This window comes from Nonomuraea sp. NPDC048892 (assembly GCF_040649735.1).
Classification (GTDB): domain Bacteria; phylum Actinomycetota; class Actinomycetes; order Streptosporangiales; family Streptosporangiaceae; genus Nonomuraea; species Nonomuraea maheshkhaliensis.
Genome location: NZ_JBEZFZ010000001.1, coordinates 348,828 through 368,642 on the forward strand (window position 1 = coordinate 348,828; position 19,815 = coordinate 368,642).

Sequence of the window (19,815 nt, forward strand, 5' to 3'; positions counted from 1 at the left end):
ACGTGGGCATCATTTCGCGCGGTTTTCAGGGCAGGCGCAGAGACGCGGGCGACCGGCTGCCACCCGGCCAATACCTGGTGGACGACTTCCCCGTGCTGTCGGCGGGGCCGACGCCCCGGGTGCCGCTCGACCGGTGGGAGTTCGCCATCGACACCGAGGCGGGCGAGACCCACCGGTGGTCGTGGGAGGAGTTCCTGGCGCTGCCGCAGCAGACGCCCACGGCCGACATCCACTGCGTCACCAAATGGACGAAGCTCGACACCACCTGGGAGGGCGTCTCCCTGGACGTGCTCATGGAGGACGTGGAGAGCGCCGCCGAGTACGCGCTGATCTACTCCTACGGCGGCTACACCACGAACCTGCCGCTGGAGGACCTGCTCGACGGCCAGGCGTGGATCGTGCACCGCTTCGACGGCGAGGAACTGGAGCCCCGCCACGGCGGCCCCGCCCGGCTGATCGTGCCGCACCTGTACTTCTGGAAGTCGGCCAAGTGGGTCCGCGGCATCCGCCTGCTGAACGAGGACTATCCGGGCTTCTGGGAGACGGCCGGCTACAACAACTACGGCGACCCGTGGCGCGAGCAGCGTTACGAGGGCGACTAGGGTGCGCCGCCTGGTCTGGCGGCCGGCCGAGCTGATCTCCGTCGTCGCCGAGACCGCGAGCGCGCGCACGCTGCGCTTCCGGGTGCCCGGCTGGCCGGGGCACCTGGCGGGCCAGCACGTGGACGTACGGCTGACCGCCGACGACGGCTACACGGCGCAGCGCAGCTACTCGGTGGCCAATCCGGCGGACGGCGACCTGGTCGAGCTGACCGTGGAGAGCGTGCCCGACGGCGAGGTCTCCCCCTACCTGACCGAGGTGATGGAGCCCGGCGACCGGCTGGAGCTGCGCGGACCCGTCGGCGGCTGGTTCGTCTGGCGGCCGGAGAACACGGCGCCGGTGCTGCTGGTCGGCGGCGGTTCCGGCATCGTGCCGCTGATGGCGATGATCCGAGCCCGGCGGCTGGCGGGCGGCCGGGTGCCGTTCCGGCTGCTGTACTCGCTGCGCGACCCCGGCCGCCGCTACTACGCCGAGGAGCTGCGCCGCCCCGACCCCGGGCTCGACGTCACCTACCTCTACACCCGTTCGGCGCCGGAGGGGGTGTCCCGCCCGGCCCGCCGCCTCATGCTGGAGGACCTGGCCGAGGGCGGCTGGCCGGCCTCGTTCGAGGCCGACTGCTACGTGTGCGGGCCGACGGGCTTCGTGGAGGCGGCGGCCGACCTGCTGCTGGCGCTCGGGCACGCCCCCGAACGCATCAGAACCGAACGTTTCGGTCCCACCGGAGGCTGACGATGACCGCAGAACACCTGGACGGCAACGCGCTCGCGGGCCCGCTGGGCGAGATCTTCGCCGTGGACGTGACCTCCGCGACGGGCCGCTGCGCCCACTGCGGCCTGGCGGGCCCCGTCGCCTCGCTGCTCGTCTACGGCCCGGAGCCCGGCTTCGTGGCCCGCTGCCCCGGCTGCGAGGAGGTCGTGCTGAGGGTGGTCCGCGGCCCCGGCGCGGCCTGGCTCGACCTGCGCGGCACGGTGTCCCTGCGGGTCAACCTGCCCGACTGAGGCCACGCGGGCACGCCCGACTGAGTACACTCAGGCACGTTCAACGGCCGAGATCAGTACGGCGTGGCTCTTGGCCAGGGGCGGCGGCCCTCGGCCCCGTCTCTGTGGGGAGTGACGTGAGCAGCGGGCTTGTCGACGCGCCTCCGTCCGGGCCGGACACGCCGCCACGGCGGCGCCGCCCGTGGCTGCGCTGGGTGATCGCGGTCACGGTGACCGTCGTCCTCCTGATCGCCGGCGCTGCCGTCGGCGTCTACGCGCGGCTGACGGGAAACCTCAAGCAGCAGGACGTCACCGCCGACGACCTCGGCGCCACCCGTCCGCCCAAGGTGGCCGGCACGGCGATGAACATCCTGGTCGTCGGCTCCGACCAGCGTGACGGCAAGAACGCCAAGTACGGCAGGGTCGCGGGCGAGCGCACCGACACAATCATGCTGATGCACGTGTCGTCCAGGCGCGACAACGCGATGGTGATCAGCTTCCCGCGCGACTCGGTCGTCCAGTTGCCCGCCTGCCGCGCCACGCGCGGCCTGCCCGGCCAGCAGGCCCACGTCGGCATGATCAACGAGTCGTTCAACTCGGGTGGCATCGCCTGCACCTGGAAGACGATCGAGTCGCTCACCCACATCCGCATCGACCACTTCGTGAAGGTCGACTTCACCGGCTTCAAGGGCATCGTGAACGCGGTCGGCGGCGTCGAGGTCTGCCTGCCCGAGCCGGTCAACGACAAGAAGGCGCTGCTCCACCTGCCGGCCGGGCGGCAGACGCTCAACGGCGAGCAGGCGCTCGGCTACGTGCGCGCCCGCTACTCCCTCGGCGACGGCTCCGACATCGGGCGCATCCAGCGGCAGCAGATGTTCATCGCCTCGATGGTGAAGAAGGCGATGAGCGGCGAGACGCTCACCGACCCGGCCAAGCTGCTGGCCCTGCTCGACGCCGGGACCAAGGCCATCACCACCGACAGCGGCCTGACCACCGGCGTGATGAAGGACCTCGCGACGAGCCTCCAGGGCCTCGACATCAGCAAGATCCGCTTCATCACCACCCCGTGGCACTACTCCCTCACCCAGCCGGGCCGGGTGGAGTGGGAGCGGACGCAGTCCCACCGGCTGTTCCAGATCGTGGCGAAGGACCAGAGCGTGGACGGCGTCAAGGGCGGCCAGGCGAAGGTGGGCCGCTCGAAGATCCAGATCGAGCTGCGCAACGGCACCTGGCGCACCGGCCTGGCCACCGAGGTCGCGGCCTACCTGGAGCAGCGCGGCTACCACATCGCCAAGATCGGCGACACCGAGCGCAAGCCGCAGCCGAAGACCACGATCGTCTACGGCCCCAACGGCGAGACCCGCGTGCCCACGCTCACCAAGGACCTGCAGCGCGCCGCCCTGCGCCAGGTGCCCGGCGCCGCCACCAGCCGGCTGATCCTGGTGCTCGGGGACGACTGGAAGGGCCTCAAGCCGCTGCGTACGGACGACACCGAGGCCATCAAGGGCTTCGACGCCACCCACGACACCTGCGCCACCTGACCGCCGGACCCTGACCACCGGACCCTGACCGCCGGGCCCGATCACTGGGCCCGATCACTGGGGCCGATCACTGGGGCCGATCACTGGGGCCCTGATCACCACGTCCGATCGGGAACCCCGATCACCGACCTCCTGATCAGCGGGCTTCTGACAGGCCGCCCGCGTCGATGGCGGTGAAGCCGGCGTCCTCGATGAGCGGCACCACGGCCTTCTTGGCCTCGTCGTCGTCACCCCAGTAGGGCATGTCGGCCCGCGCCCCGCCCCGCTGCCCCGCGAGGCCGAGGTCCAGCAGCTCGTTCGGGTACTTGGTGTTGAACGTGCGCACCACGCGTACGCCCGCCCCCAGAACATGCTGCTGGTACTGCGGACTGGTCAGCCCGCACGGGACGGCCACCATCACGGCCGCGCCGTCGCGCTCGCCGATCGGGTTGCTCGGATCGATGACGATCTTGCCCGCGAGCGCGGCGCCGAGCTCCGCCACCACCGTGGGGAACGCCTCCCAGCCGACCGCCAGGACGAGGACCTCGCCGAACGCCGCGGCCTCGGCCGGCGGCCCGCTCCTGGCCCGGCCGTCGGCGCTCCCGGCGGGCACCCTGACCGCGGCACCGGCGGCGGCTTCGGCAAGAGCGAGGTCGGCGTCACTGAAGAGCACGTCGTGGCCCGCCGCGGCGAGCAGGCGGCCGAGCCGCGAGCCCAGCCTTCCGGACCCCACGATTCCTACGCGCATGTCTCGATCTCCTCGTCCTCCGTGGGTGTGCCCATCCCCACGGACGACATTCCTCCCGACCGACACCTTTTGCCGCCCGATAGCCCGCAACCGACGGCCCTCAGACGCCGTCCCCGGACAGCAGCTCTCGAACGACAGCCGTCAGGCGACGAAGGCGCCCAGCGCGGCCAGGACGTCCACGACCTGCCGGGCGTCCGGCGTGGCCTCGGGGTCGAGCAGCCACTGCAACATCAGGCCGTCGGAAATCGCGATCACGACCGACACCAGCGCCGCCGGCTCGACCGGCAGCTCCGTCTCCAGGCGCTCGGCGGCCCTGCGCAGCATGTCGGTGCCGGCGACCCTGGCCCTGGCGTAGGCATCGGCCAGCTTCGCCCGCAGCAAGGGCTCGCGCACCGCCGCCGGGAAGCTCTCGACGCAGAGCACGAGCTGCGGCCGCATCTCCCCGAACACGTCCACCAACTGCTCCAGCGCACGCTGGAGCAGATCTCTCGGCGTGCCCAGCTCGCTCCCGAACAACGATCGCTCGACGCGCGCCGTCCACTGCTCGAAGAACTCCGCGATGGCCTCGTTGAGCAGCGCCTCCTTGCCGCCGAAGTGGTAGCCGATGGAGGCCAGGTTGGTGCCGGACGCGGCGACCAGGTCTCGTGCGGTCGTGCGGGCATAGCCCTTGTCCTGGAGGCAGCTCACCGCTCCAGCCAGCAGTCGTTCGCGGTATCCACCGGCCTCTTTGCTCGCCACGCGATCCATGCTACAGAGATAATACAAGCGTCTATGACAGACGTACGTATACGACAAGGAGAGCGACGATGATCCCTCCAGGGCCGAGAGTGCCGTCGATCGTCCAGACCGCACGGTTCGCGACGGACACGGAGCGCATGTTCGAGAGCTGTCACCGCAGGTACGGGCCGATCTTCACGCTCCGCTACGCCGGCTTCCCGCCGGAGGTCTACGTGACCACCGCCGAACTGGCCGCCGAGGTCTACCGGACCGACCAGGGCGGCGGGCAGGCCGGCGCGGCCCGCAAGGACTTCCTGGAACACCTGGTGGGCGCCCACTCGGTGCTGACGCTGGACGGCGAGCCGTGGTGGCACCACCGCAAGACGCTGAACCCGCCGCTACGCGCCAAGCAGGTCGCCGGCTACCACGACGACATCGCCGCCATCGCGGCCGAGAAGATCGCGACGTGGCCGCTGGGCCGGCCGTTCGCGCTGCGCGAGCGCATGCAGGACATCACGCTGGAGATCATCATCCGGCTGATCTTCGGGATCAGGGACGCCGGGCGCACCGGCCGGCTACGGGAGTTGCTGCCCGGCCTGCTCGCGACGGGCGGCTCCATGCAGGTCGCCCTGCTGCCGGAGCGGCTGCGCCCGATGGCGGCGCGGGTGCGGTTCCTGCCCTACGCCCGGTTCCTGCGGCTGCGCGCCGAGGTGGACACGATCCTGTTCGGCGAGATCCGCCGGCGCCGGGAAGCCCCCGGGGGCACGGACGTGCTCGGGCGGCTGCTGGAGACCGAGCTGGACGACCAGGAGATCCGCGACGAGCTGATCACCATGCTCATCGCCGGCCACGAGACCACCGCGACCGGTCTGGCCTGGGCCTTCGAACGGTTCCTGCGCATGCCCGAGGTGCTGGAGCGGCTGCCGGACGACGAGCCCTATCTCGACGCGGCGGTCAAGGAGGTGCTGCGGGTCAGGCCGGTGGTCTACGAGGCGCCGAGGCTGCTCGACGCGCCGCTGCGGCTGGGCGGGTACGAGATCCCCGCCGGATGGTACGCCGGACCGTACATCCCGCTCGTGCACCGTGACCCCGCCGCCTTCTCCGAGCCAGAACGATTCCGTCCTGAGCGGTTCCTGGAGGGGCACCAGAGCAGAGCCTGGATGCCCTTCGGCGGCGGGCGGCGCTTCTGCGTAGGAGCGCAACTGGCGCTCCTGGAGATGCGCGTCATCATCCGCGAGGTGCTGCACCGCCTGGAGCTCACGGCGCCCGATCAGGCACCGGAGGCCAGGCGGCTGCAGAACGTCACCTTGGCACCCGCGAAGCAGACCCGCGTCACCGCCCGCGCTCGGACTCCTGCTCGGACGGCGTAGGCGGGTAGTGATCCTCGCGTCGCGTGTCCGTGCCCAACTCCTCGCGGAGCCGGTCGTAGTCGATGTTGTGGTTGGTGTACTTCAGCTGGCGAGCGACCTTCGTCTGCTTCGCCTTGGCTCTTCCTCGGCCCATGGCAACTCCCTAGTCCCCGCTGTCATGCTACCCGACAACATAGCGACTTGAAGAATTATGCAACTGAACTGGATTACGCTAACCATATGCACGTGGAGGTCTACCAGGCCAAGGCCGACTTCTTCCGAACGCTCGGCCACCCCGCTCGCATCCGAGTGTTGGAGCTACTCCAGGAAGGGCCGCTCCCCGTCAGGGACCTGCTGGCCCAGATCGACATCGAGGCTTCGAGTCTCTCCCAGCAGCTCGCCGTTTTGCGACGGGCGGGCATCGTCAGCGCGATCCGCGAGGGCAGCACCGTGGTCTACACCCTGGCCACGCCCGAGCTGGCCGATCTGCTCGGCGCCGCCCGGCGCATACTGACCGAGATGCTGGCCGACCAAGGGGAACTGCTCGCGGAGCTGCGCGCCGAGGTCACCTAGCGAGCGCCCGCCGCCTCAGGTGCCCGGGGTACCACGCGGTGAAGACGGCGGGTGCGACGAACGAGAGCACCTTGATGGTGATCACCAGCGTGGTCGCGTGGAGCGAGACGGACAGGACGAGCGTCAGAGCGAGCGCGGCGACGGTGAAGGCGGCTGCCCAGACGCCACTGATGATCACGTTGGCCCGGTGGAAGGCGGGGGTGCGCCACACCTTCTCGGGCGTCGTGGCGCGGGCGATGCCCAGCGTGAACGGCCTGCGGATGGCCAGCGAGCCCCAGGCCGTGCCGGCCAGCCAGACGTCGACGAGCGCGGGCCCGTACGGCGTGAGCGGCGAGCCGGGATCGAGCCGGGACAGCGCGGTGAGCAGGGCGAAGAACACCACCGCGCTGGTCTCGATCACCATCATGTCCCACGACCTGCCCGACCTGCGGTCCACGGCCACGAGCACCAGGGCGACGACGAGGCCCGTGATCGCGCCCCAGCGCCACTCGTCGCCGGTCGCGACGAAGCCGTAGACGATCCAGGGCAGAAAACCGAGCAGGCCGCGCATCAGGCATCCTCCGACATTCCTAGACAGACATGTCGAAGGTAGAACTTCCTCAGGAGACATGTCAACATAGGAATATGAGTCTTCGACATGCCGTGCTCGGCCTGCTGTCAGAGGGGCCGGCGAGCGGCTACGACCTGCTGAAACTGTTCGACGTCTCGCTCGCCAACGTGTGGCCCGCCACGCAGAGCCAGCTCTACACCGAGCTCGGCAAGCTGGCCGAGGCGGGGCTCGTGGACGTGACGGCGCAGGGCCCGCGCGGCCGCAAGGAATACACGATCACCGAGGCGGGCCTGGCCGAGCTGCGTCACTGGATCACCGACGTCGAGCCCACCCGGGTCGTGCGCAGCGACATGCTGCTGCGCGTGTTCTTCCTGGCCCAGGTCTCGCCCGAGCAGGCCAGGAGCTACCTGCGCCGCCAGGCCGAGCTGGCCGCCAAGCAGCTGGAGCACCTCGCGAGCATCCGCGCGTTCGTCGAGAGCGGCGAGGACAACCTGTCGGTGTACGGCCGGCTCGCCCTCGAATACGGCCGGCGCCTGGCCGAGAGCCAGGGCGAGTGGGCCGAGTGGGCGGAAGGGCGAATCCGTTAGGCTTCCGGCCATGGTCTCCGAACTGTTCGATCCCAAGGCGTGGCAGGCGGTCGAGGGATTCGACTTCACCGACATCACCTACCACCGTGCGGTCGACCAGGGCACCGTGCGCATCGCCTTCGACCGGCCCGAGGTCCGCAACGCCTTCAGGCCGCAGACGGTCGACGAGCTCTACCGCGCGTTCGACCATGCCCGGCAGAGCACCGACGTCGGCTGCGTGCTGCTGACCGGCAATGGCCCCTCGCCCAAGGACGGCGGGTGGGCCTTCTGCTCCGGCGGCGACCAGCGCATCAGGGGTAAAGACGGCTACCAGTACGCCGACGGCACCCCGTCCACCGGCCGGCTGCACATCCTGGAGGTGCAGCGGCTGATCCGCTTCATGCCGAAGGTCGTGATCTGCGTGGTGCCCGGCTGGGCCGCGGGCGGCGGCCACAGCCTGCACGTGGTGGCCGATCTCACTCTGGCCAGCGCCGAGCACGCCCGCTTCAAGCAGACCGACGCCGACGTGGCCAGCTTCGACGGCGGGTTCGGCTCGGCCTACCTGGCCCGGCAGGTGGGCCAGAAGTTCGCCCGCGAGATCTTCTTCCTCGGCGACACCTACAGCGCGGCCGACGCCCACCGCATGGGCATGGTCAACGCCGTGGTGCCGCACGAGGAGCTGGAGGCGACGGCCCTGGAGTGGGCCCGCAAGATCAACGGCAAGTCGCCGACCGCGCAGCGGATGCTCAAGTTCGCCTTCAACGCCGTGGACGACGGGCTGGTGGGGCAGCAGGTGTTCGCCGGTGAGGCGACGCGGCTGGCGTACATGACGGCCGAGGCGGCCGAAGGCCGTGACTCGTTCCTGGAGAAGCGCGAGCCCGACTGGTCGCCCTTCCCCTGGCATTTCTGAGACCGTGCCCCTTGAGGTCCCCGGCGCGCTGGCCGCCGCGCACCTGAAGTACGGCGGTGAGGCCGGCGCCGCGTGGACGGCCGCGCTGCCGGCCCTGGCCGGGCGCTATCTCGACGAATGGGACCTGAGCCCGGACGGCGCGCCCCGGCACGGGATCATGGCGCTGGTCCAGCCCGTGGTGCGCGCCGACGGCACGAAGGCCGCGCTCAAGCTGCAGCCCGTCACCCCCGAGACCGTCCACGAGGGCCTGGCCCTGCGCACGTGGGCGGGCGACGGCGCGGTGCGGCTGCTCGACGCCGACCCCGAGACCGGCACGATGCTGCTCGAACGGCTCGACGGCAGCCGTTCCCTGGCCGCCGTGCCCGACGTCATGCAGGCCCTGGACGTCCTGTCCGGGCTGCTGCGCCGGCTGGTGGCCCGTCCCGCGCCCGAGGGCCTTCGTCGGCTGGACGACATCGCGCGGGCGATGCTGGAACGTGCGGAGAAGGCCGCCGTGCGGCCGATGCCCGAGGAGGAGCGCTACTGGGTCGGGCTGTGCGCCTCGGCGGTCACCGACCTGCTCTCCGACCCCGGGGAAGGCGCCCGGGAAGACACCGGGGACGGCGACCGGCTGCTGCACTGGGACCTGCACTACGACAACGTGCTGGCCGGCGAGCGGGAGCCGTGGCTGGCCATCGATCCCAAGCCGCTGGCCGGCGACCCGGCGTTCGAGCTGCTGCCCGCCCTGCACAACCGCTGGGGCGAGGCGCTCGCGACCGGCGACGCGCCGCGCGAGGTGCTGCGGCGCTTCGACTTCATGGTGGACGCGCTCGGCCTCGACCGGCGGCGGGCCGCCGGATGGACGCTCGGCAGGGTGCTGCAGAACCTGCTGTGGCGTCTGGAGGACGGCCACGGGCCGGACGGCGTCCAGGAGCAGGTGGCGCTGGCCATGCGCGCTAGATGGTGAGCACGATCTTCCCCTGGCCGTGGCCGGTCTCGACCTCGCGGTGCGCGTCCGCGGCCTCCTCCAGCCGGTACGCCCTCCGTACCGGGAACGTGAACTCCCCCTCCGCGCACAGCCGGGCGTAACGCCCGAGCCGCTCGGCCGTGCGGTCGCCCCTGACGAGCCTGACGCCCAGCCCGGCCGCCTTGTCGTGCTCGACCAGGGTCACGATGCGCCCGCGGTCGGCGACCAGGTCGAGCGAGACCTCCAGCGCGTGCCCGCCGGCCCCGTCGAGTACCGCGTCGATCCCGCCGGGCGCGAGCGCGCGCACCCGGCCGGCCAGGCCCTCCCCGTACACGACGGGTACGGCCCCGAGCGCGCGCAGGTACTCGTGGTTGACCTCGCGCGCGGTGCTGATGACGGTGGCCCCGCGCCTCCTCGCGATCTGCACGGCCGCCGTGCCCACGGCGCCGGCCGCGCCGTGCACGAGCAGCGTCTCGCCCTCCGCCAGCCCCAGCCCGTCAATGGCCAGCTCGGCCGTCTGCACGCCGGCGGTCAGCCCGCCGGCCACCTCCCACGGCACGGCCCGCGGCTTGGGCGTCACGTTGGCCGCCGGCACGACGACGTACTCGGCGTAGGCGTTGAGTGCGGTGAACCCGAGCACGTCGCCGCCCGCCGCCACCCCGGTCACGCCCTCGCCGACCTGGTCCACCACGCCGGCGAACTCGTTGCCGGGAATGCGCGGATAGCCGGGGTCCTCGATGTACGGCGGCAGCCAGCCCTGGCGTACGGCCGTGTCGAAGGGCTGCACGCCGGCCGCCCGCACGCGCACCCGCACCTGGCCTGGACCCGCCTGCGGGGCGGGCAGTTCCATCACCTTCAGCACCTCGGGGCCGCCCGGCTCGGTGAACGCCGCCGCCCGCATCAGTTCGCTCATGCCAGCGAGCCTGCATGCTCAACCATGGTTGAGGTCAAGTGCCTTAACCGTTTCGGGAACTTTCTTCTTTAGTTGCGCTTTATCTAGATATAGTCCGACAGGACGTACACAGGGGGATCAGGTATACCGAGGCGGGATGACCGACTTCTTCACCATCGCACTGAGCTTTCCGACTGTCATTTTCAGTTTTCTTCTCGTGGTCGTCGCCGCTTACTGGCTGACCGTCATCACCGGCCTGTTCGAGCTGGAGGACGACGCCACGTGGCTGGGACTCGGGGGAGTTCCCGCCGGGATCACGCTGTCGCTGCTCATCGCGTTCGCCTGGCTGCTCTGCCTGATCGGCAGCGTGGTGGTGGCGAGCGGTGGCCTGCTGATCGCCGTCCCCTTCGCCGCCGCGGCGGGCGCCTGGTTCGCCGTCCGCGGCCTCGTGGTGCCGTTACGCAGGCTGTTCCCCGAAGGGGACCGGCACTCGCGCGGCGACTTCGTCGGCCAGATGTGCGTGATCCGCACGGGCACGGCCACCCCGGACTTCGGCCAGGCCGAGGTCACCGCCGCCGACGGCTCGTCCGCGATCGTGCAAGTCCGCACGACCGGTCAGGACCGCCTCGCCCGCGGCCAGAACGCACTCATCTTCGACTACGACAAAGACGGCGAATTCTTCTGGGTCATGCCGTACGAAAGTGAGCATTGATGGACGTCATCTCCACCGGGTTCGGCGTATTCCTCGCCGTCATCCTGATCATCGTGATCGGTCTCCTCCTCGTCGTCGGGCGATTGTTCCGTAAGGTCGAGCAGGGCAAGGCGCTGATCGTCTCGAAGGTCAACAAGGTCGACGTCACGTTCACCGGCGCCGTGGTCCTGCCCGTGGTGCACAAGGCCGAGATCATGGACATCTCGGTCAAGACCATCGAGATCGAACGGACCGGCCGCGACGGCCTGATCTGCCGGGACAACATCAGGGCCGACATCAAGATCACGTTCTTCGTCCGCGTGAACAAGACCGCCGAGGACGTCATCAAGGTCGCCCAGGCCATCGGCACCGCCCGCGCCAGCGACGAGACGACGCTGCAGGAGCTGTTCAACGCCAAGTTCTCCGAGGCGCTCAAGACCGCGGGCAAGCACCTCGACTTCGTCGATCTCTACACCAAGCGCGACGAGTTCCGCGACGAGATCGTCCGGATCATCGGCACCGACCTCAACGGCTACAGCCTTGAGGACGCCGCCATCGACTACCTGGAGCAGACCGCGCTCAGCCAGCTCGACAAGAGCAACATCCTCGACGCGCAGGGCATCCGCAAGATCACCGAGCTGACGGCGATCGAGCACGTGCGGACGAACGAGTTCCAGCGCAACGAGGAGAAGGAGATCACCCGCCAGAACGTGGACGCCCGCGAGGCGATCCTGGAGCTGGAGCGCCGCCAGGCCGACGCCGAGCTCAAGCAGCGGCGGGAGATCGAGACCGTCAAGGCCCGCGAGGAGGCCGAGATCGCCCGCGTCCAGGCTGAGGAGCGGCTGCGCGCCCAGGCCGCGCACATGAAGACCGACGAGCAGCTCGGCGTGCAGAACGAGAACCGGGCCCGCGAGATCGCCGTCGCCGAGAAGAACCGCGAGCGCGTGATCGCCATCGAGTCCGAGCGCATCGAGAAGGACCGCCTGCTGGAGGTCATCTCCCGCGAGCGGGAGACCGAGCTGTCGCGCATCGCCAAGGACAAGGAGGTCGAGTCCGAGAAGCGCTCGATCGCCGAGGTCATCCGCGAGCGCATCGCGGTCGACAAGACCGTGGCCGAGCAGGAGGAGTCCATCAAGCGGCTGCGCGTGGTCGAGGAGGCCGAGCGCACCCGCCAGCAGGTGATCATCGCCGCCGAGGCCGAGGCCCAGGAGAACCTGGTCAAGGACATCAAGGCGGCCGAGGCCGCGGAGGCCGCCTCCAAGTTCAAGGCCCGCGAGGAGCTGGTGCTGGCCGAGGCCAGGCAGCAGGCCGCCGAGCTGGACGCCAGGGCCAAGATCCGGCTCGCCGAGGGCATCCAGGCCGAGACGGCCGCCGGCGGGCTGGCGCAGGTCCAGGTCAGGGAGCGCGACGCCGAGGCCATCGAGAAGGTCGGCCGCGCCGAGGCCGTGGCGCTGAAGGAGAAGCTCGCCGCCGAGGCCGACGGCGCGAGGGCCATGGCACTGGTCGAGGGCGACCGGCTCAAGGCGCAGGCCGAGGGCGAGCAGGCCATGGCGCTGGCCGGGGCCGCCGCGGTGGGCGAGAAGCTCAAGGCCGAGGCCGAGGGTCTCACCGAGAAGGCGGCCGCGCTGGCGGCGCTGGACGAGGCCAGCAGGGCCCACGAGGAGTACCGCCTGCGGCTGGAGGCCGACAAGGAGATCCGGCTCAAGCACATCGACGTCAGCCGCCAGGTGGCCGAGTCGCAGGCCAGCGTGCTGGCCGCCGGGCTGGCCAAGGCCAACATCGACATCGTCGGCGGCGACACCATGTTCTTCGATAGGGTCGTCGGCTCGATCACCGCGGGCAAGGTGGTGGACGGCTTCATCGGCCACTCGGAGATCGCGGGCGCCGTCGCCGCCCCGTACGTCAACGGCACCGCCAGCCTGGCCGGCGACCTGGCGAGCGTCATCAGCGGCGTGAGCACCGCCGACCTGAAGAACCTGACCGTGTCCGCCCTGCTCATGCGGCTCATCCAGGACGGCGGCCCGCAGTCGTCGGCCCTCGGTGAGCTGCTGGAGACCGCCCGCAGGCTCGGCGTCGCGGACTCGCCGGTGGCGGCGCTGGCCGGGGCCAAATGAGCACGATCGAAGCGGGGCTGGAGGCGGGGACGTACGAGGTTCTCAGGAACCGCCTCCAGGCCCAGGCCAAGGCCCTCGCGGCGGCGGCCGAGGGGGTCAACCAGGAGCGGCTGCGCGTCTTCGGCGGCGCCGAGCTGCGCCTGCTGGGGACCGAGCGGATCCGGACCGAGAACAACTGCGTCCCCAGGGACATCGTCTCTCTGGGCGACGTGATGCTGTTCGGCTACAACGTCTTCATCGGGCTCAAGCCGGAGACGACCGTGGCCGACGTGTTCGCGGTGCACCGCTTCTCCAGGGACGGCGACGCCTTCAGGTTCGACGCGGACAAGCTGGAGACGCTGGCCGACCCGGCGTTCAAGAAGGACTTCGCCGAGCTGTACCGGTACTACAAGGAGACCAGGCTGCAGCAGCTGCGGCGGGTGGACGGCAAGCTGCTGGCCGTCTTCCGTACGGGGCCCGCCGACATTCGGGTGCTGCGCTGGACGGTCAGCAACGGCGGAGTCCCGAAATATGTGGACAACAGGGGTGAGCGCGATCACGTGTTCCCCCCGTCTCACGACTTCGAATGGACGGTCACCACCCGCGACGACCACGTGCTCGGCCGCCATCCGCACGTCTCCATCGAGGGCGAGGTGTTCGTCGAGACCCTCGGCGGCGACCTGACCATCAAGGTCGAGAACAACACCGAGACCGGGGCCGGCATCTACGCCGAGCCGGTGGCCGAGCCGCTGCAGAGCCTGGCCGACGCCGACATCGACTACGCCCGCGTCGGGCCGCTCATCCTCATGCGGATCAAGCCGTACAAGGAGGAGGACTGGCGCCACCTGGTCTTCAACACCCGCACCAAGGCCGTGGTGCGGCTCGACGGCATCGGCCAGGCCTGCCAGCGGCTGCCCGAGGACCAGGGGCTCATCTTCCCCGGCGGCTACTACCTGGCCACGGGGGTCAGCAAGACGTTCGACACCGACGTCAGCGACCTGGAGTTCGAGCGGGTGGTGCGCTCGCCCAACGGCGAGGACGTCCTGTACGTCTTCCACGCGCGGGGTGACGGGCGTTCGCTGCTGCTGCCGTACAACGTGATCAGGAAGGAGGTGGCCACCCCCATCGTCTGCCACGGCTACTCGCTGTTCGACGACGGCACGATGGTGGTCTTCCGCGCCACCTCCGAGGAGCCCACCCGGGTGCATCCGATGCAGGTGTGGCAGACGCCGTACGTGTCGGACACCTACGCCGCCGCCCAGCCGGCCGGGACCGGGCCGCTGGAGCGCATCGGCAACGCCGAGCTCGTCCGCGGCATCTCCGACTGCCTGTCCGTGTCGCGGATGGTCGAGGAGATGGCGCCGTCGGCCGGCACGTTCGAGGGCCTGATCGCCGCCTGCACCCGTACCTTCGACTCCTACCACTGGCTCGGCGAGCACGGCCTGCTCGGCCCGCTCACCGACGTACGCGCCACCGCCGAACAGGTCCTCGACGAATACGAGAACGTCGAGCAGCTCACCCGCCACGCCGCGCAGACCCTGGCCACGGCCACGGAGGAGACCACCCAGCTGGTCCGCCGCGCCAGGGCCGACACCCCCGTCACCGCCGACGCCTGGGTCACCCTGCTGGCCACGCTGCGCCGCGCCCAGGGCCGCCTGGTGACGCTGCGCGAGGTCCGCTACATCGACCTGGCCGCCATGGACAGGCTGTCGGCCTCCGTGGCGGAGGAGCTGGACTCGGCCGGCCGGCGCGCCGTGGACTTCCTGTCGGGTCAGGACGCCTTCACCGCCTACCACGCCGCCGTCGAGACCCTGGCCGCCGACGCCGCCGCCATCGCCACGGTGGCCGAGGCCGCGCCCGTGGCCGACCGGCTGGAGGAGCAGAGCGAGGGCCTGGAGGTGGTCACGGAGGTCGTCGGGTCGCTCGACATCGCCGACGCCACCGTGCGCACCTCGATCCTGGGCCGCATCGCCGAAGTGCTCAGCGGCGTGAACCGGGCCAGGGCCGTGCTCGACGGACGCCGGCGCGACCTGCTCGGCGCGGAGGGCCGCGCCGCGTTCGCCGCCGAGTTCGCCCTGCTCGGGCAGGCCATCACCGGCGCGCTGGCGATGGCGGACACGCCGGACAAGTGCGACGAGCAGCTCGGTCGGCTGATGCTCCAGGTCGAGAACCTGGAGTCCCGCTTCGGCGAGTCCGACGACTTCGCCGCGCAACTGGCCGCCAAGCGGGAGGACGTCTACGAGGCGTTCTCGGCCCGCAAGCAGACCCAGCTCGACGACCTGGCCCGGCGCGCCGACCGCCTCTTCGCCTCCGCCGAGCGCGTCCTCGGCAGCATCACCAGGCGGCTGGCCTCGCTGTCGTCGCCTGACGAGGTCAACACCTACTTCGCGACCGACCCGATGGTGGCCAAGGTCCGCTCGGCGGCCGGGGAGCTGCGCGCGCTCGGGGACGCCGTACGGGCCGAGGAGCTGGACGGGCGGGTCAAGTCGGCCCAGCAGGAGGCGGGACGCGCGCTGCGCGACCGGCTCGACCTGTTCTCCGACGGGGGCGAGACGCTGCGGCTGGGCCGCCACCGCTTCGCCGTCAACACCCAGCCGATCGATCTGACGCTGGTGCCGCACGACGGGTCCATGTACTTCGCGATCACCGGCACCGACTACCGCGCGCCCGTGCCCGCCTCGTTCGCCGACACGCGGCCCTTCTGGGACCAGTTGCTGGTCTCGGAGACGCCGGAGGTCTATCGAGGGGAGTACCTGGCCGCCTCGCTCCTCGACTCGGCCACCCCCGCGGACGAGCTCGGCGAACTGGTGCGGCGGGCGGCCGAGACGCGGTACGACGAGGGATACGAGCGCGGGGTGCACGACCACGACGCGGCGGCCGTGCTCGGTGCGCTGGTGCGGTTGCGGGAGGGGGCCGGGCTACTGCGGTATCCGGCCGAGGTCCGGGCGGCGGCTCAGCTGTTCTGGGCGTTCGGGGTGGACGAGGTTTCACGTAAAACATTCACCACCCGGGCCGTGTCGCTGGTGCGGGCGCGGACGGTGTTCGGGCTGTCGCCGGCGCTGAGCGACCTGGGGCACGAGCTCGGCGACCTGATCGCCGCCTTCCTCTCCGAGAACGGGGGCGCGGGCGTCGGCCCGGGTCCGGGCGCCGACTCGGGTGCGGACTCGGGCGGCGGCGCGGGCGTCGGCTCGGGCGCGGGCGTCGGCTCGGGTGCGGGTGCGGGCGGCGGCGCGGGTTCTCCCGCGGACGCCGGGGTGGCTCGGGTCGCCGGTGAGTACCTGGTCGAGGAGCTGGGCTCCACGCCGACCGGCTTCATCACCGCCAAACAGGCCCGCGACCTGCTCGACGGCTTCCGGCAGACGCTCGGCCCGGCCAGGACGCGTGAGTTCGAGGACGACCTCAAGGCCCTGCCCCTGCCGGAACGCCTCCAGCTCGCCCGCGCCTGGCTGACCGCCTACCACCAGGGTCCCGAGGTCGCGGAGGCCATCGCCGTCCTGCTGTGCGACCTGCCCCGCCACGACTCCAGCGCCGCGACCACGGCGACGGTGGACGGCCTGCTCGGTGCCCACCCTCGTATCAAGGACCGCAAGCTGGAGATCCGCCTGGACGAGATCCTCACCAGGACGCGCACGTTCGCCCGGGAACGCGTCCCCGCCTACCGCGCCTACCAGCGCCGCAGGAGCGAGCTGATCGAGTCCGAACGCCGCCGCCTGCGCCTGGACGAGTACCGGCCCAAGGTCATGAGCGCGTTCGTCCGCAACCGCCTGCTGGACGAGGTGTACCTGCCGCTGATCGGCGACAACCTGGCCAAGCAGCTCGGCGCGGCCGGCGCCGGCAAGCGTACCGACCAGATGGGCCTGCTCCTGCTCATCTCCCCGCCCGGCTACGGCAAGACCACCCTGATGGAGTACGTGGCCAGCCGCCTCGGCCTCGTCTTCGTCAAGGTGAACGGCCCCGCCCTGGGCCACGAGGTGACCTCGCTGGACCCGGCGGACGCCCCCGACGCGACGGCCAGGCAGGAGGTGGAGAAGATCTCGTTCGCGCTGGAGACGGGCAACAACACCCTGCTCTACCTGGACGACATCCAGCACACCTCGCCGGAGCTGCTGCAGAAGTTCATCTCCCTCTGTGACGCCCAGCGCCGCATCGAGGGCGTCTGGAACGGCCGCACCAGGACCTACGACCTGCGCGGCAAACGGTTCGCGGTGTGCATGGCGGGCAACCCGTACACCGAGTCGGGCCGGCGCTTCCGCATCCCCGACATGCTGGCCAACCGGGCCGACGTGTGGAACCTGGGCGACGTGCTCTCCGGCAAGGAGGAGCTGTTCGCGCTGAGCTACGTGGACAACGCCCTCACCTCCAACCCCGTGCTCGCGCCCCTGTCCGGGGGCGACCGGGCGGACGTGGAGCTGCTGGTACGCCTGGCCAAGGGCGACCCGACGGTCCGGCCCGACCAGCTCAAGCACCCGTACACGAAGCCGGAGCTGGACCAGATGCTCAGCGTGCTGGCCAAGCTCGTCCGGGTGCAGGAGGTGGTCCTGGCCAACAACCAGGCCTACATCGCCTCGGCCGCCCAGTCCGACGCCGCCCGTACGGAGCCGCCGTACCGGCTGCAGGGTTCGTACCGGAACATGAACAAGCTGGCCGAGCGGATCGTCCCCGCCATGAACGACGCCGAACTGGAGGCGGTGATCGACGACCACTACCTCGGCGAGGCGCAGACGCTCACCAGCGACGCGGAGGCGAACCTGCTCAAGCTGGCCGAGCTGCGCGGCCGGCTGACCCCGGCCCAGGCGCAACGCTGGACGGAGGTCAAGGCCGCCTACCTCAAGGCGCGGGCGCTGGGAGGGGCGGAGGACGACCCGATGGTGCGCGCGGTGGGCGCGCTCGGCCTGCTGGCCGACCGGGTGAGCGAGGTCGGCACCGCCATCAAGGACTCGGCCGGCTGAGACGCCACCACCACGGCCACCCAGGACCGAAAGGGAGTACCTACTCCTCCATCAGCCCCTGGGTGGCCTCGCGCTGGAGGGCCGCCGAACGGTTGAGCCAGTCGAGGATCAGCTCCAGCTCCTCATCGCTGTACCGCTCGTACAACTGCGACAACGCCACCACGAACGGCTCGAACAGCTCCGAGAACCCGGCCACCCGCTCATAGTTGATCTCGACGATGACCCGCCGCCGGTCCTTGGTGTCGCGGACGCGCCGCACCAGCCACTTGCCCTCCAGCCGGTCGATCAGCCCGCTGACCGTGGCCGGCGCCAGGCCCGTGTGCTGGGCGATCTCCCCCGCCGTCAGGGGCCCCAGGCGTTGCAGCAGGTCGAGCGTCTTCTCCTCGGTCATCCCCAGGCCGAGCCGCCCGCCCATGGCGCTGTGGTACATCACGGCGGCGTTGCTGTGCTCGCGTCCCGCGACGGTGAGAGCCTCCAGCAATTTAGTTCGTCGATCCGAAATACCTCTCGACACCGCCCACCACCTCTGCCTCTGCCTAATATTTCGTTCGGCCGAACGAAAGGTTATCACTACGCCGCCCACGCCACCTCGCCCAGCTCCGGCCAGGGCGCCTCGCTCGCCATCGAGGACGCGATCGTGCTGGCCCGGTGCCTGCGCGACAGTGGCGGGCACGAGGAGACGTTCCGGCGCTTCGAGGCCGAGCGGCGCCCGCGCGTGGAGCGGGTCGTCGCCTACTCAAGGACCATCAGCAACAGCAAGGCCGCGGGCCCGGTCGCCCGGGTGTTCCGCGACCTGATGCTGCCGTTCTTCCTCAGGCGTAGCGCGAGCCAGGAGTCATTCGCCTGGATGTACCGCTACCAGGCGAGCCTGTGACACCGACTCCGCGCCGGCCGGCACGAGCGGCAGGCGCACGTCCGGGGTCGGGATCAGGCCCTGGGCGTGCAGCACGCCCTTGATCACCGTCGGGTTCGGCTCGGCGAACAGCGCCGCCGACAGCCGGGCCAGCCGGTGCCCGAGCCGCCGCGCCCGTACGGCGTCCCCGTCATGCCACGCGTCGACCAGGTCGGCGAAGCTCCTGGTCTCCAGGTGCGCGGAGGCGAGAATGCCGCCCGCCGCCCCGAGCGCGAGCAGCGGCGAGATGAACGCGTCGTCCCCGCCCAGCACCTCGAACCCGTCGGGCAGGTCACCCAGCAGGCTCACCGCGTCCTGGTCGATCCCGCCGGCCGCGTACTTCACCCCGGCGATCCTCGGGTGCTCGCCGAGCCGGCGCAGCGTGGCGGCACTGACGCTCTGCCCGGTCCGGTAGGGAATGTGGTAGATCACCAGCGGCACCGGCGTCTCCTCCGCCAGCGCCTCGAAATGCGCGACGACACCGCGTTCGCCGGGACGCAGGAAGTACGGCACGATCACCAGCGCCGCCCCCACCCCCGAGGGCAACTCACGCAGCGCCCGCGCGGTCGAGCGCGTGTCGTTGCCGGTCACCCCCACCGTCAGCAGCGCCTGGCGCTCGGCGCAGACCCGTGCGCACACCTCGATCACCCGCGCCCGCTCCCCGGCGTCGAGCGTGGCCACCTCTCCGGTGGTGCCCAGCGCCACCAGCCCCTTCGCGCCCTGGTCGAGCACCTGGTGGGCGAGCTTCTCAATCGCGTCCACGGCCACGTCGCCCGACGTGTCGAACGGCGTGATCAGCGGTACGTGGATTCCTCTCAACATGCTTCGAGCCTCGCCCCTGC

20 protein-coding genes are annotated in these 19,815 nt (G+C 70.8%); 13 read left to right on the plus strand and 7 right to left on the minus strand.

All coding sequences use genetic code 11. The features are described from left to right. Nucleotides 1-2: 2 nt before the first annotated feature. The 4 genes from AB0C28_RS01685 (at nt 3) to AB0C28_RS01700 (ending at nt 3,118) form a co-directional block, all read left to right on the plus strand. Nucleotides 3-602 carry a sulfite oxidase-like oxidoreductase gene (locus AB0C28_RS01685; RefSeq protein ID WP_357840012.1) on the plus strand — a complete coding sequence of 200 codons (600 nt, stop codon included), beginning with the start codon at nt 3-5 and terminating at the stop codon, nt 600-602. 1 nt (nt 603) lies between these two features. Further along, nucleotides 604-1,329 (plus strand): ferredoxin reductase, encoded by a 726-nt coding sequence (locus tag AB0C28_RS01690; protein WP_357840009.1) that lies wholly within the window; start codon nt 604-606, stop codon nt 1,327-1,329. A 2-nt stretch (nt 1,330-1,331) separates the two neighbouring features. Next, the gene (locus tag AB0C28_RS01695) at nt 1,332-1,598 is read left to right on the plus strand and encodes a DUF6510 family protein (RefSeq protein WP_346101594.1); all 267 of its coding nucleotides are present in this window, start codon (nt 1,332-1,334) and stop codon (nt 1,596-1,598) included. Nucleotides 1,599-1,714: 116 nt separating this feature from the next. Next, a complete protein-coding gene (locus tag AB0C28_RS01700; RefSeq protein WP_357840006.1) occupies nt 1,715-3,118 on the plus strand; it encodes an LCP family protein in 1,404 nt (467 codons plus the stop codon). A gap of 136 nt (nt 3,119-3,254) precedes the next feature. Here the strand turns inward: AB0C28_RS01700 and AB0C28_RS01705 are convergent, their stop codons facing one another. Then, a complete protein-coding gene (locus AB0C28_RS01705; RefSeq protein ID WP_357840003.1) occupies nt 3,255-3,845 on the minus strand; it encodes an NAD(P)-binding domain-containing protein in 591 nt (196 codons plus the stop codon). Between the two features lie 141 nt (nt 3,846-3,986). After that, entirely contained in the window at nt 3,987-4,583 is a 597-nt protein-coding gene (locus AB0C28_RS01710; RefSeq protein WP_358072706.1) for a TetR family transcriptional regulator, read from the minus strand. A 68-nt stretch (nt 4,584-4,651) separates the two neighbouring features. On the opposite strand from AB0C28_RS01710, the gene AB0C28_RS01715 reads away from it, so the two are divergent. Next, nucleotides 4,652-5,932 (plus strand): cytochrome P450, encoded by a 1,281-nt coding sequence (locus tag AB0C28_RS01715; protein ID WP_357839998.1) that lies wholly within the window; start codon nt 4,652-4,654, stop codon nt 5,930-5,932. Here AB0C28_RS01715 and AB0C28_RS01720 read toward each other — a convergent pair. Beyond that, complete coding sequence (locus AB0C28_RS01720) at nt 5,895-6,065, minus strand: DUF3073 domain-containing protein (protein ID WP_357839995.1); 171 nt, start codon at nt 6,063-6,065, stop codon at nt 5,895-5,897. The two genes, AB0C28_RS01715 and AB0C28_RS01720, sit on opposite strands and share 38 nt — an antisense overlap. A gap of 86 nt (nt 6,066-6,151) precedes the next feature. Between AB0C28_RS01720 and AB0C28_RS01725 the strand changes: the two genes are divergently transcribed. Further along, nucleotides 6,152-6,484, plus strand: coding sequence for a metalloregulator ArsR/SmtB family transcription factor (locus AB0C28_RS01725; RefSeq protein WP_106243058.1), 333 nt, complete (start codon nt 6,152-6,154; stop codon nt 6,482-6,484). On the opposite strand, the gene AB0C28_RS01730 is transcribed toward AB0C28_RS01725, so the two are convergent. Beyond that, the gene (locus AB0C28_RS01730; protein WP_358072708.1) at nt 6,477-7,034 is read right to left on the minus strand and encodes a hypothetical protein; all 558 of its coding nucleotides are present in this window, start codon (nt 7,032-7,034) and stop codon (nt 6,477-6,479) included. The two genes, AB0C28_RS01725 and AB0C28_RS01730, sit on opposite strands and share 8 nt — an antisense overlap. Nucleotides 7,035-7,108: 74 nt before the next feature. Here AB0C28_RS01730 and AB0C28_RS01735 point away from each other — a divergent pair, with 74 nt between their 5' ends. From AB0C28_RS01735 to AB0C28_RS01745, 3 genes are read left to right on the plus strand one after another with little or no spacing between them, the layout of a single operon-like run. Further along, the gene (locus AB0C28_RS01735) at nt 7,109-7,621 is read left to right on the plus strand and encodes a PadR family transcriptional regulator (protein WP_357839989.1); all 513 of its coding nucleotides are present in this window, start codon (nt 7,109-7,111) and stop codon (nt 7,619-7,621) included. 10 nt (nt 7,622-7,631) lie between these two features. Further along, nucleotides 7,632-8,510 (plus strand): 1,4-dihydroxy-2-naphthoyl-CoA synthase, encoded by an 879-nt coding sequence (locus AB0C28_RS01740; RefSeq protein WP_357839986.1) that lies wholly within the window; start codon nt 7,632-7,634, stop codon nt 8,508-8,510. A 4-nt stretch (nt 8,511-8,514) separates the two neighbouring features. Next, nucleotides 8,515-9,456, plus strand: coding sequence for an aminoglycoside phosphotransferase family protein (locus AB0C28_RS01745; RefSeq protein WP_358072710.1), 942 nt, complete (start codon nt 8,515-8,517; stop codon nt 9,454-9,456). Here AB0C28_RS01745 and AB0C28_RS01750 read toward each other — a convergent pair. Continuing rightward, the gene (locus AB0C28_RS01750) at nt 9,446-10,369 is read right to left on the minus strand and encodes an NADP-dependent oxidoreductase (protein WP_358072712.1); all 924 of its coding nucleotides are present in this window, start codon (nt 10,367-10,369) and stop codon (nt 9,446-9,448) included. The genes AB0C28_RS01745 and AB0C28_RS01750 overlap by 11 nt on opposite strands. Nucleotides 10,370-10,565: 196 nt before the next feature. Here AB0C28_RS01750 and AB0C28_RS01755 point away from each other — a divergent pair, with 196 nt between their 5' ends. Genes AB0C28_RS01755 through AB0C28_RS01765 form a run of 3 tightly spaced genes read left to right on the plus strand, consistent with a single transcriptional unit; the run spans nt 10,566 to nt 18,081 of the window. Continuing rightward, a complete protein-coding gene (locus tag AB0C28_RS01755) occupies nt 10,566-11,060 on the plus strand; it encodes a hypothetical protein (RefSeq protein WP_357839977.1) in 495 nt (164 codons plus the stop codon). Next, nucleotides 11,060-13,153 (plus strand): flotillin family protein, encoded by a 2,094-nt coding sequence (locus AB0C28_RS01760; protein ID WP_357839975.1) that lies wholly within the window; start codon nt 11,060-11,062, stop codon nt 13,151-13,153. The genes AB0C28_RS01755 and AB0C28_RS01760 overlap by 1 nt, the downstream gene beginning before the upstream one ends. Next, the gene (locus tag AB0C28_RS01765; RefSeq protein ID WP_358072714.1) at nt 13,150-18,081 is read left to right on the plus strand and encodes a DNA repair ATPase; all 4,932 of its coding nucleotides are present in this window, start codon (nt 13,150-13,152) and stop codon (nt 18,079-18,081) included. Before AB0C28_RS01760 ends, AB0C28_RS01765 begins: the two co-directional genes overlap by 4 nt. 40 nt (nt 18,082-18,121) lie before the next feature. On the opposite strand, the gene AB0C28_RS01770 is transcribed toward AB0C28_RS01765, so the two are convergent. Beyond that, nucleotides 18,122-18,562, minus strand: coding sequence for a MarR family transcriptional regulator (locus tag AB0C28_RS01770; RefSeq protein WP_346101608.1), 441 nt, complete (start codon nt 18,560-18,562; stop codon nt 18,122-18,124). Nucleotides 18,563-18,718: 156 nt separating this feature from the next. Between AB0C28_RS01770 and AB0C28_RS01775 the strand changes: the two genes are divergently transcribed. After that, nucleotides 18,719-18,955, plus strand: a complete 237-nt coding sequence (locus tag AB0C28_RS01775; protein ID WP_358072716.1) for a hypothetical protein — start codon at nt 18,719-18,721, stop codon at nt 18,953-18,955. Here AB0C28_RS01775 and dapA read toward each other — a convergent pair. Then, a complete protein-coding gene (dapA, locus tag AB0C28_RS01780) occupies nt 18,917-19,795 on the minus strand; it encodes a 4-hydroxy-tetrahydrodipicolinate synthase (protein ID WP_358072718.1) in 879 nt (292 codons plus the stop codon). The two genes, AB0C28_RS01775 and dapA, sit on opposite strands and share 39 nt — an antisense overlap. Between the last annotated feature and the right edge of the window lie 20 nt (nt 19,796-19,815).

Coding starts and splice junctions, on each gene's coding strand:
- AB0C28_RS01730 (WP_358072708.1), bottom strand. CDS start 7,034: ATGCGCGGCCTGCTCGGTTTTCTGCCCTGGATCGTCTACGGCTTCGTC.
- dapA (WP_358072718.1), bottom strand. CDS start 19,795: ATGTTGAGAGGAATCCACGTACCGCTGATCACGCCGTTCGACACGTCG.
- AB0C28_RS01760 (WP_357839975.1), top strand. CDS start 11,060: ATGGACGTCATCTCCACCGGGTTCGGCGTATTCCTCGCCGTCATCCTG.
- AB0C28_RS01750 (WP_358072712.1), bottom strand. CDS start 10,369: ATGAGCGAACTGATGCGGGCGGCGGCGTTCACCGAGCCGGGCGGCCCC.
- AB0C28_RS01705 (WP_357840003.1), bottom strand. CDS start 3,845: ATGCGCGTAGGAATCGTGGGGTCCGGAAGGCTGGGCTCGCGGCTCGGC.
- AB0C28_RS01725 (WP_106243058.1), top strand. CDS start 6,152: ATGCACGTGGAGGTCTACCAGGCCAAGGCCGACTTCTTCCGAACGCTC.
- AB0C28_RS01715 (WP_357839998.1), top strand. CDS start 4,652: ATGATCCCTCCAGGGCCGAGAGTGCCGTCGATCGTCCAGACCGCACGG.
- AB0C28_RS01740 (WP_357839986.1), top strand. CDS start 7,632: ATGGTCTCCGAACTGTTCGATCCCAAGGCGTGGCAGGCGGTCGAGGGA.
- AB0C28_RS01765 (WP_358072714.1), top strand. CDS start 13,150: ATGAGCACGATCGAAGCGGGGCTGGAGGCGGGGACGTACGAGGTTCTC.
- AB0C28_RS01735 (WP_357839989.1), top strand. CDS start 7,109: ATGAGTCTTCGACATGCCGTGCTCGGCCTGCTGTCAGAGGGGCCGGCG.
- AB0C28_RS01720 (WP_357839995.1), bottom strand. CDS start 6,065: ATGGGCCGAGGAAGAGCCAAGGCGAAGCAGACGAAGGTCGCTCGCCAG.
- AB0C28_RS01695 (WP_346101594.1), top strand. CDS start 1,332: ATGACCGCAGAACACCTGGACGGCAACGCGCTCGCGGGCCCGCTGGGC.